6 protein-coding genes are annotated in these 11049 nt (G+C 47.7%); all 6 read right to left on the bottom strand.

Annotation, left to right across the window (positions count from 1 at the left end; genetic code table 11):
• Nucleotides 1–148: 148 nt before the first annotated feature.
• The 6 genes from AB4124_RS27855 to AB4124_RS27830 all read right to left on the bottom strand — a co-directional run bounded on the left by AB4124_RS27855 (nt 149) and on the right by AB4124_RS27830 (nt 10907).
• The gene (locus AB4124_RS27855; RefSeq protein WP_441974850.1) at nt 149–1822 is read right to left on the bottom strand and encodes a ribonuclease J; all 1674 of its coding nucleotides are present in this window, start codon (nt 1820–1822) and stop codon (nt 149–151) included.
• Between the two features lie 207 nt (nt 1823–2029).
• The gene (locus AB4124_RS27850) at nt 2030–2713 is read right to left on the bottom strand and encodes a DUF554 domain-containing protein (RefSeq protein ID WP_441974849.1); all 684 of its coding nucleotides are present in this window, start codon (nt 2711–2713) and stop codon (nt 2030–2032) included.
• 69 nt (nt 2714–2782) lie between these two features.
• Nucleotides 2783–3598: a MerR family transcriptional regulator gene (locus tag AB4124_RS27845; protein WP_339273290.1), complete on the bottom strand. Its 816-nt coding sequence runs from the start codon at nt 3596–3598 to the stop codon at nt 2783–2785.
• A gap of 186 nt (nt 3599–3784) precedes the next feature.
• Complete coding sequence (locus AB4124_RS27840) at nt 3785–5386, bottom strand: S-layer protein (protein WP_441974848.1); 1602 nt, start codon at nt 5384–5386, stop codon at nt 3785–3787.
• Between the two features lie 265 nt (nt 5387–5651).
• Complete coding sequence (locus AB4124_RS27835; protein ID WP_441974847.1) at nt 5652–8876, bottom strand: glycosyl hydrolase; 3225 nt, start codon at nt 8874–8876, stop codon at nt 5652–5654.
• A gap of 18 nt (nt 8877–8894) precedes the next feature.
• Nucleotides 8895–10907 (bottom strand): glutaminase domain-containing protein, encoded by a 2013-nt coding sequence (locus AB4124_RS27830; RefSeq protein ID WP_441974846.1) that lies wholly within the window; start codon nt 10905–10907, stop codon nt 8895–8897.
• Nucleotides 10908–11049: the final 142 nt, after the last annotated feature.

Raw genomic sequence — 11049 nt, 5'->3', positions numbered from 1 at the left:
GAGAAGGTTGGATGAAGCTAGGGACGTCAGGAGCGGAGCGTACGTTTTGGGTACGTGAGCACCGGAAGGCCCGGCTGAATTCAAGATTCGATGCCGAGCTGCTTCCTGATTCGCTTCGTGATCAAAAGCGGACTTTTTGAACAACCTCTTATACTTCGATAATGATGGGCAGAATCATCGGCCTTCTCTTTGTCTCGCTGTATATGAATTTGCCGACATGATCTTTCAAGGTCTGCTTGATCAGATTCCATTGGGTGGACCCGGTTTCCGTTAAATCCTTCATGGAAGACGTAACGATTTCGTGGATTTGATTCATGAATTCCTCCGAATCTTTCACGAAGATGAAACCTCTGGATATGAGCTCGGGTTTGGCCACCATCTGCTTTTCCGTTTTACTGAGCGTGGTTACGATAATAAGCATCCCGTCGGAGGACAACTGTCTACGGTCCCGCAAAACGATGTTGCCTACGTTCCCGATCATCAATCCGTCCACCAGGCTGTTGCCTGAAGGGATTTTCGGACCCAAGGATGCCATTCCCTGCTGGATTTGTATCGTGTCGCCATTCTGGATGATGAACACATTTTCATTAGGGATCCCCACGGAGTCCGCCAGCTGCCGATGCTGATACAGCATTCGGAATTCACCATGGACCGGAATCAAATAGTCCGGTTTCATCAAGGTGAGCATTAATTTCAATTCTTCTTGGCTGCCATGGCCGGATACGTGCATCCCTGAAGCTGAGCCGGACCCATAGATGACCTGGGCACCCAGCACATACAAATTATCGATCACATGAGCAAGGTTCCGTTCATTTCCGGGTATGGCTCCTGCAGCAATGATGACGGTATCGCCAGGTAAAATCTCGATATGGGGATGCTTGGAGTTGGCTAATCGTGATAATGCTGCCATAGGCTCGCCTTGACTCCCCGTGCATAACACGGCGATTTTGTCCGGTGGATACCGCTCGCTGTCGCCTGCATCAATCAGTAAGTCATCGGGGATGTTTAAATAGCCATGCTCCTTGGAAACGGTAACGACATTGACCATGCTGCGGCCGAGCAGAATCAGTTTTCGCCCTGTTTCCGCGGCGGCATCGATGATCTGTTGAACGCGGTTCACGTTGGAAGCAAACGTAGAGATGAATACCTGCTGTTTGGCCTGCGCGAATGCTTCCAGGATATGTCCGCCAACCAGACGTTCCGAAGGCGTAAATCCCGGTCTCTCGGCGTTTGTGCTTTCGGACAATAACACCTTAACCCCCTGCTTGCCGATATCAGCCATTCGATGCAGATCCGGATAAGGCCCCTTCACAGGAGACATGTCAAATTTAAAGTCCCCCGTGTGGACAACATTGCCTTCCGGGGTCTGAAAAACGATGCCCACGCAGTCCGGGATGCTGTGGCTGGTCGAAAAAAAAGAGGCGTGGATGGCACCCGCTTGAATGGTAGAATTCGCATCGATCGTGTGAAGCTCGGATTCACGCAGAATGCGATGCTCTTTCAGCTTGATTTTAATGAGCTCAATCGTGAGCTTCGTCCCATACACAGGGATCGGGAGCTGCTTCAGTAAATAGGGTATCCCTCCGATATGGTCCTCATGTCCATGGGTGACGATTAGAGCTCTGACTTTATCCGCATTGTCCAGCAAATAGGTGAAGTCAGGAACAATCAAATCGATGCCGGGCAGGTTTTCGTCAGGAAATTTGGAGCCGCAATCAATGACCACGATATCTTGATCGTACTGAATGAAGTACATGTTTTTTCCAATTTCATTAACGCCGCCTAGCGCTGCGACTAGCAGTTTATGTTCAGCTATATTCATAATGATGAAGCCTCCTTCTCCTCTATCCACCTAGTCCAATTCCTTGATGCTGTCGGTCTCCTATATTATTGAAATTGTCACAAAACTTATGCACCAAGGTAAACAATGGATTATTCAACGTGCAAGGTATAGAATAACAGCAAAAAACCCGCCTTCCGTAGGCGGGTTATCCTTGAAATCGAGATAAGTATGAATCCCTGCTTCATGTTAAAAACCGAGCAGATTTTTAACCGTAATGAATACGACTGGGACCAACAGCGCTGGCGTAAGATTCATGGTTTTGAAGTTCCGAATGCCCAAAATGTTTAAGCCTGAAGCAAAAATTAAAATGGCGCCAATAATGGATATTTCGGTTAACAGCTCCGTCGTGATAAAGCTAGAGGCTGCACCGGCCATAACGTACAGTAACCCTTGCCAACAAAATGTGGCCACGGCTGATAGAATAATGCCAATGCCAAAGGTTGAAGCCAGTACAATTGACGTCACGCCATCCAGAATGGCATTGGTGAACAGATAGGTATGATTATTGTTCAAAGCGCTCTCGATCGGTCCGATAATGGACAGTGTTCCAATACAGAACAACAGAATCGCCGTAGTTAGTCCTTCAGCCAAATTTCCCTTGGTAAACCTCGACACCGCCTTTTTAAATCCCTGCTCCAGATTCAGCTTCTCCCCGATCAGACCGCCTATGGCAAGACTTATAATGAATAAGACGGGATATTGGCTATCCGGCATATACTTCACGATCGAATTCACACCGAGTGCCATGACGGCCAAACCCATCGCCTGCATCAGGATGTCCTGATAGGTTTCGCTCATCCCCTTCTTAAATACATTTCCAATCGTGCTGCCTACAACAATGGTTGTTACGTTTACAATGGTTCCTATCACAGTCGTTCTCTCCTACTAATATGTTTTGATACAAAGAATAAACCCTCCAGCAGCTGGAGGGTCAATCGTTTATTTAGCAAGCATTTGAATTTCGGTTACGAATTGAGAAGGATCACCGGTAAGCCCATAGTCAATGTACGTAATCTCTAACGCATCTTCGATCAGGGTGTAACCTTTTTCCTCGATATAATCCAGGAGCTTTCTGTAATAAGGCGCTGCATCTTCGTGTGTCCCGGCAAACCGAATCGAAGTATAGGTACCCTTCCGCCAGATCTTCTCTTCGACTTCGGAGCTGCTGTGCTCACTTTCCTGCTCCACAATAACAAAAATGGAGTCGTATTCATCAAATTTGCGTTGTATTAAACGATCGATCGAGATCGATAATCCTACTTTACCCAGAAAAATGGTGGACTTCATCTTCGTGCTATTCTCCAATAAACGGATCGGCATATCCAGATTGTCGCTTTTATGTATTTTCTGTTTCAGCAAAACCATCACTCTCTCGGGAAGCTCCACTTCCCGAATTTTATAGAGTTCTTCCTTATTTGAGGCATCTTCGATCTGATCAATTCGACTTTTGATCTTCGCCTGGATTCTTTGATATTCCTCAATTTTCTCCTCCGTTCTGCGCTGCTGCTCCTTGAGCAGGGTTAGTATATGTTCAATCTCCCGATCATCCAGAAAAAGCTTAATGTCTTTTAAAGGGATGCCAAGCGCCTTGAGATACAGAATGGTGTTCAGCTGCTCGAATTGATCGACCGAATAATAACGGTAATTTGTCAGATGATCCACGGATGCCGGTTTAAATAAATCAATATCATCGTAATACCGGAGGGTGCGGATATCGATCTGAAACAACTTGGATATTTCACCGATCGTAAACATATCATCTCTCCTCTCCTTAACAGCCTATACCCCTCGTTCAATTTGTACAATAAAATGATAGGATATGCAGCAAAATACAATCCATGTGATCAGCTATATGATATGTATGCATCATTATACTACGTGTGAAAAAAACAAAGACTGCCGAACAATCGGCAGTCTTCTGAATAAAGTGCGAGTCGCAGCCTACTGATGCTTCCCCTGTTTGTTAGAGTCTTTAACCGGCTTGTCGTCAACACTAACAAAGATCGGATTAGAATAAAACCACAAATCGCTATAGTTCCGTTTATTAATTTCCGCAAACCGCTGCTCGTTGTCTTCGATGTCTGTTTTTGGATCTATGAGCGGATCGCCATTGCTGGTTTCTCCCGCAACATTTACGCCAAGATTAGTCCCTCTTAATCGGAAATATTGATCTTTCGTCGCTTTCGTTCGATATGTTATGACGTTGTATCCATCACGATCGATTTTCCAATCCTTGCTCGTAAACCGTTTCACCACTTTGGTCGAATCGTTGGTGCTTTTGCTGTAAGCCGCCGTACCTGGTTGCGCTTTACCCGTTACGTCACCTGAGATCAAATCGACATGATCTACGGTTACAGAATCACCGTTGTTGTTTTTACTTGGGCTTTTGAATCGGATCGTAATTTCGATTGGGCTCCCTTTTTTCACTTGCAGGTTACTTCCCATCTCGGCCTGCTTGTTCCCGTGACGAACGCGATAATCCAGCGCGTTAATCAAATCGCCGTAGACGGAGAACGATTTACCCGAACGCATCCCGTCCAATACGCTTTGCATATCTTTTCCATTCACCCAAGTGTAGTTTTTGGCATATTGTCCCGGCCAATACCCGCTGGAGTATAAACGGTTTTCACTAATCTCAAAATGAGAATCCGAGTTCGCAAAGTTCCAAAATTCGCGTCCTTCGCCAAGCAGCGCATCCCATACGCCGCCAACCTTGGCAATCATGAAATCAGCACCGCCGTAGGTTCTGTTCTCCGGTGTGGTTAAGTTAAGGCCACCGCGATCCGGTTCCATCTGATTCCCGGGCATGCCTTCCATTCCGAATACAACATTCGGCGCAATATTATTGAAATCCCGTATATCCGCTATTGTATACACGGTTTTTCTAGAAGGATGGTTGAGTAATGCATAACTGCTGTTTCCGTAGTTTTCCTGGAGCCAAGCCAGCGCTGTTCTGGCATCTTCGGGTGTAGTATAGGCCCGGCTGTCTTGTTTGTTCCAATCGGCGACATCTTTGGGATCGAACATCGCTTCATCACGATCGGTGAACAGATACTCGAACTGACGGGCTGCCTTCAGGCTCGATTCTGAACCGAATTTGCCTGCTATAATGCCAATTCCCACATGTTCATATGTAGGCATGTCCCACTCAAAGCCTGAGAAGATAATGTTGTTCTTGTATTTCCCTGCTTCCTGAAGCTGCTGGATCTTTGGAATCTGGTATTGAGCCATTCCTTTGGAGAACGGAATAGATCCACCGGCAAGGGGATTTCCCTCGTCGTCCCGTTTAGAAACTCTAAGATGGTCGGAGACCGCGATCCAATCCAGACCATACTTTTGGAAACCGTTATCCAGCAATTCCTGCAGGGATTGACTAGCATCATCGGATTGATACGTATGCGCGTGATACTCTCCTGTCATCCATTTGCCGTTTCCTTCCGGCTTAAACCTAGCGCCATCTTCCTTGGCATGAACGATCATGCCTTGCGAAAGAATGGACAAGCTGAGCGCCAAAACCATGATGGTTTTCTTCTTTAGCTGCATTTCATGGCACCTCCGAGTTGTTATCGTTCGTAAAACTTCTTAAGTGTAAGTCTTCAGGATTAAGAGAATGTTATCGTAAATCGATGAGTTTGTAAGAATGGAGCTTCCGATCCTGTATGTCCCTATGAAAAAATTCCACCTTTGAAACTCGGAATACACAAATTCCGCGAATTGAGATTACATATTATATATTATGTAAACTATATTAAAAGAATGACTACGATCTGAACTCGGCTGTAGTCATTTTCGTAGGTATCGTATAATATTACATTCTTTTTGATAAAGTTCGATGAACCAACTTTACCCTTCCATTCACCCCTGAAGGTAAAGCAGACTTACCATATAAATTCTCCAGCGTATTGGCTGCACGGATGGTAATGTGATTATTCCCCTGCTCAACATATGGCGTGATGTTCCAGTGATAAGGCGGCCACAATCGGATTCCTGCCTGCATATCATTTACATATAAACAAGCCGTCTCCCTAATATCGTCAGCTTCCAGCCATAATTCCTCATCTGGAGCCAAGCTAACTTGGGTCAGATCCACTTGCTGCGAGTATTCTCCCGCTCCTGCATAATAAGGATAGCCGGCAGAAGACCAATAACCAAACATATGTTCCGAACTCGCATTTAGCTTCATCCGATCTTCTCGATTTTCTATAACAAAGGGTCCAATCAAAAATGCAGGGAATGAAATCGCCGGCATCGGTTCCAGCAATGAAACCGTCAGAATTTCAAGTTCGTTCTCGCCTGCCAATAGATGAGGTGTGATATCCACGCTACTATAGTGTTGATCCTGCCAGTTAGAGGGCTGCAGCGCATTCTGCCTTACGCCATTCACGAAGATTTCAAGATTGCGTCTGCGCTGCAGAAAGCCGATATGAGATGGGATCTTCTGCTCTACATCGTCCAGAATCAACAATATCTTATGGAATTCGTCGATCTCCAATGGATCCGAATGAACTTGATGACTCGGAGATTGCAATCGTTCAATCAATTCCTGCGTCATGGTAAACGTTGTGCGATACGTGTTCACTTGCCCAGGCATCGTTGCATTCATCCTGGACTTTCGGTCATTCAGCGTGACCTGCCATTGGTCCAGTAAACAAACGTTGGGTTCAAGTGTCCGGAAACGCCACAGATCTTCAAGAACGATGGCATCCGTGGAATCCCGTGTCATATCGAACATTTGTTCCATTGCCCCAATTGAACTCTCCTCAGGTACAACCGAGAGAACTCGCAGCTCTCCTGGTGCATAGGTAAGAACGGAATCGCTGGCTAACCGGCGTATTTTTCCGCTTTCCAAGTCCCATTCTTCGATTCGGTACTTCGCCTCAATTGCATCAAGCTTCATGGAAACGGGCTTCTCCGACCAGTTCATCAGCCACACATATACCTGATCTCCGAACACACGTTCTACACTAATCAAATCCTCATGTTGTCCTTCGATCAACTTCCATCGTAAAACAGGGGGTTTCCTTAATAACCCGCTTATACGTTCACACAACGAGTCCAATGGATCATCAAGAGGCGTATTTTCTAGGGAATAAAACAGACTATACCCTTTGCCAACGGGGCGTAATGCCCCGTGCTGCGGGGTCGAACCAAACAGCGCATGCACATGCTTCGCCAATTCCGGATCATGATGCAAGCACTCGCTATGTCGCGGTATCGCTCCTACAGCAACGAGAGTACCCCCTTGCTTAACATAGGCAACAAGAAGTGCGGCAATGTCCTTCGACATGACCTCAATCTCAGGCATAACCAAAACCGAATATATGTTCCCACCCTGGTTAAATCGCACCCCTTCCCCATCAACAAGGGTGGCTTCGCGAAGCTGACACTCGTCTACATAGTCGTAATCAATGGATCCCCGAAGCAGGTGATCCGACAGGAGCGAGAACAGAACATCAGAAGCGGGATGTTTATTCGATTGACCGGATACGAACATATTTTCGTATACCGTATGGATGGGCGACAGCAGAAGTACCTCCGGTGTACGTTTACCGCTCGCGCCGAGCAGACTCAGTCGTCCGAGATAATCGGCAAAAGCCCGATAATGCGGCCAATGAGGCGCGTGTTTGAATTCCGTCGGCGGGAAATCGGTCTTCCGATACCCGGCAAACGAGTAATAGAACGCATGCGGGATGAACAGATTAACGCCCAGGAATGCCATGAAATTCGCATCCAGTCGCCGCTCTCGCATGGAATAGCCATGACCGCTTGCGCCAAACGATTCGCAGATCACCCGTGCCTTGCTGTTCAACTGCGCGACAGAAGCTGCCGTCTTTACGGATACAATTCGATGCGGATTCTCCTTCGTACCGATGCCAGGCGTTAAATAATCCACGCCTGCGTAGTGAAACTGCTGCAGCACCCGGGTCTGATTGCCTTGCGATCTCGCCTGTCCCCAGACCGGCTCTTCGAGCGTATGACCGATGTACAGCAGTCCATGCCGCTCACACCATGTACGAATCGCATGATGATAGCCCTCAACATACCAGCGCGTAATCGTATCATAATATTGCTGTTTCGTTGACCGGCTGCCGTCTGCCATGTTATATAACAATGCGCCTAACCGCGGGATGAGATCATAGCCATTCTCTTGCTGATACCGCTGTGCCATGCCCTGTGTCCAAGCAAAGACCATGCCCGGCAGGGTGGCGTCCACATCATGAACGGTCGTGCGGATCGCTTCCACCCCGAAGAAACCGTCATGGATCATAAGCCCGGGTTCGTCGGTAAATACCCCTTGAATCGTTGCACCAAAGTATTTCTGTAAGGACTGAAACGGCTCATAGGACATCCGGATGAAAGCCTCGACGGCATCCGGATTCAACGTATCCAAGTAGTATCCTTTGGCAAACGTGATGCCTTCCGCGATCTCGCAGGACCAGCAGGCCAGCACGATATAAGAATCCTCCGTTGTCGGCGTCCAATCTCCTCCCCATTCATGCGTGAGATCCTCGGGTTCATCACAGAGCAGCCATTCCCCGTCCTGCCGGACAGCGCGATAAGCCAGAATGGCTATAAGCTCATTGTGATCATAGCGTGCAAAGTCCAGCTTCAAGCCTTCTTGCTGTCCGTCGTCTATATACCTTTTCTCTTCAACCCTTAAGTATCGCATGCGATATTCCGGATGATGACGGGTCAGCTTGCCGCCCAGCGTTCCGCTTGGCCAATTGTCCTCATCGTACAGCCAGACGACCATGTTGCGCTTCTCGCACTCCAGGGTACAGAACTCCAAAGCTTCCATAAATGCCGGCGACAGGTACGAGGTTTGCATCCCATGACGAGCATGCAGAACAACACCGCCAACACCCGCTTCATACATCGATTGTATCTGGCTTTCCAGCTCCGGCTTCGTAAGCTCATGATTCAGGAACCAGAACGGCTGTGGGCGGTACGTAGCGTCCGGATTCTCGAATTGTTGCTTCAGCTGTGTTAATTCTTTATGGACGACTTCTTCCTGAACATTAATGTTATTCACAAGGCATCACCTGTCTTATCACGAATTTAATTCAGGTCGGAACATAAGCAATTGGATGAAAAATCCACCGACTACGGAGCGGTTCTGGAAATTCATCTGCTTGCCGCTAATCGTGTCATACCAATCGGTCACCGGAACGCGAGCGGAGGTTTCATTCATGAAATCCCATAAGGGTGCAATCATGGCTTCAAACTGGGATTGGGTAGCACTCATGGAGGCACACCATACGAGCCAATCCGCTTTTGTATACGTATCACGGCTATCCAGCGGAAGACCGTAACGATTTTGTTTCTGCTTATAATATTCCAGCTCTTGAGCTGCAACTTCTTTTGGAAACAGATTTAATTCCAGCAGGCGATCCCATACCAGATTGTATTTCATACTCCAGGTATCGTTGGCACTGTCGAACGTAAGTTTATAATGGTCTCCTGCATCCGCCATGGACATCCACTCATTCGCCATGTTTCGAGCGGCTGCAAGATAAGAGGCCCCTTCCTGCAAGCCCAGTTGGTCACACATGTACGAATACGCAGCAATGCCCAGGATCGCTTTAATGGACAAATTCGCATTATGCGCCAAATGTCCGGCAAAATCATCCGTGCACAGCTGATTTTCCGGATCGAGTCCATGCTGCAGTAAATACCCCGCCCATGTGGAAAGAGGTTCCCAGTGCTCCCGGGCAAAATCCGTACTCCCTTCATACTTGCACACCGCGGCAGCCATCAAGAGCATATTCCCGCATTCCTCAATCGGCATCTGGTATTCCAGCTTATTCTCGCCATACACCTGACCGTTAGCTTTGGGGTACGTCCCCACGTCATGAGGCGCAAAATCGAACGGCCAATCAGGGCTCTTGGCATACTTATAAATCGGGCGCATCATACCCTTGACCAGTTCAGGATTGTATCTTAAGAACAGCGGAATCGACGGGTAACTGACATCGACCGTAGCGATGCATCCGTTACTGAAATTCTCCTTGGAAAAAAACAACACATGCCCCGCTTCATCTGCAACTAATTTATGCGCGGCTATCGCCTGTCGATACGTCAATGCCAAGATATCCCGGTATTGTTCGCCGCCTGCGGCAAGGCTCTCCGCCATCAGCTCGCGATTGAAGCTCTCGCATAACTGCATGATGTCTTCATATTGGGCGGCGGACTGTAACAGCATGTCGTGGAACGTCAATCCGTTTCGCTTCCAGTAAGCATCCAGCGGCTGGTTAAAATATTCGATGGCATGAATATCGTCATACGCAAGCATCAGATACTCGGATACCCATTCTTCTCGTACCTGGCCTAGATCGATTTCGACTGCCATAACAGGAGTATGATCGGATACGGCCCTCGGCTTCTGCGGATCGTCTACGGACGGTAACAGACCGGATCCGACATACGACTCCCGGCTCGTTACAGAATGAATCACCGTCTGAATCCGTTCCGTACGGGGAACCGCCAGAACCATATACCCCCAATCGATTCGAGTATCATCTCCGGCACGCTGCAGGATGGGCTGTTCGACATTACCCATCGACATCATATTTAATTGTCCATCGATTACGCGATGCTCCCAGGTCACTTGCTGATCCGGTGTATGCACGCACCACTCGCCTGTGACATCGAAGTAGATCTTTACATCATGTTCACGCCCATCCATCGAACGAACCTGAACAGTCACATAGGTTACAGGCCGGGATAACAGATCAAGATCATCCAGTAATAAAGGCGTGGTGAACTTAACTTGAAGCTCAATGCCTTCCCCTTGAAACGTATAACGGGTGGTTACCGGTTCAACTGTCAGATCGGTTTGTTGAAGAATTTCGAGCTCGGGACGGTCTGTTGAATCCGCTGTTGCTGCCTTCCCCATAAAACGTCTAGGCATGCCATCGATGATCGCAAGGCCGACCATGCCTTGGATCTTGTTCGTCCAATGACGGGTATGATCATCGTAGAGATGATCCGCAGCCGACCATACGCTGAAATAAGGATCTACGGTCACCAGCGGAACGGATGGAGGTCTGAATTTTGTTGTCATTTAACTTCAACTCCTTCATGTTTTGTTAATTCTTGATAATCCCTTCCATCTCCTTGCGGTTTGGAAACTTTAAAAACTAAGGCAAGGAGAGCACAAAAGGCTCCGCCCCCTTGGTTGCCAAGGTGCTGCGAAACCTTTCGTA

This window comes from Paenibacillus sp. 2KB_20, assembly GCF_052115765.1.
Classification (GTDB): domain Bacteria; phylum Bacillota; class Bacilli; order Paenibacillales; family Paenibacillaceae; genus Paenibacillus_AQ.
This window is presented reverse-complemented; position numbering and strand designations above follow the sequence as displayed.

What these genes read in the sequence shown, in the direction of transcription:
- AB4124_RS27855 (WP_441974850.1), bottom strand. Translation starts at nt 1,822, where the DNA reads ATGAATATAGCTGAACATAAACTGCTAGTCGCAGCGCTAGGCGGCGTT.
- AB4124_RS27845 (WP_339273290.1), bottom strand. Translation starts at nt 3,598, where the DNA reads ATGTTTACGATCGGTGAAATATCCAAGTTGTTTCAGATCGATATCCGC.
- AB4124_RS27840 (WP_441974848.1), bottom strand. Translation starts at nt 5,386, where the DNA reads ATGCAGCTAAAGAAGAAAACCATCATGGTTTTGGCGCTCAGCTTGTCC.
- AB4124_RS27830 (WP_441974846.1), bottom strand. Translation starts at nt 10,907, where the DNA reads ATGACAACAAAATTCAGACCTCCATCCGTTCCGCTGGTGACCGTAGAT.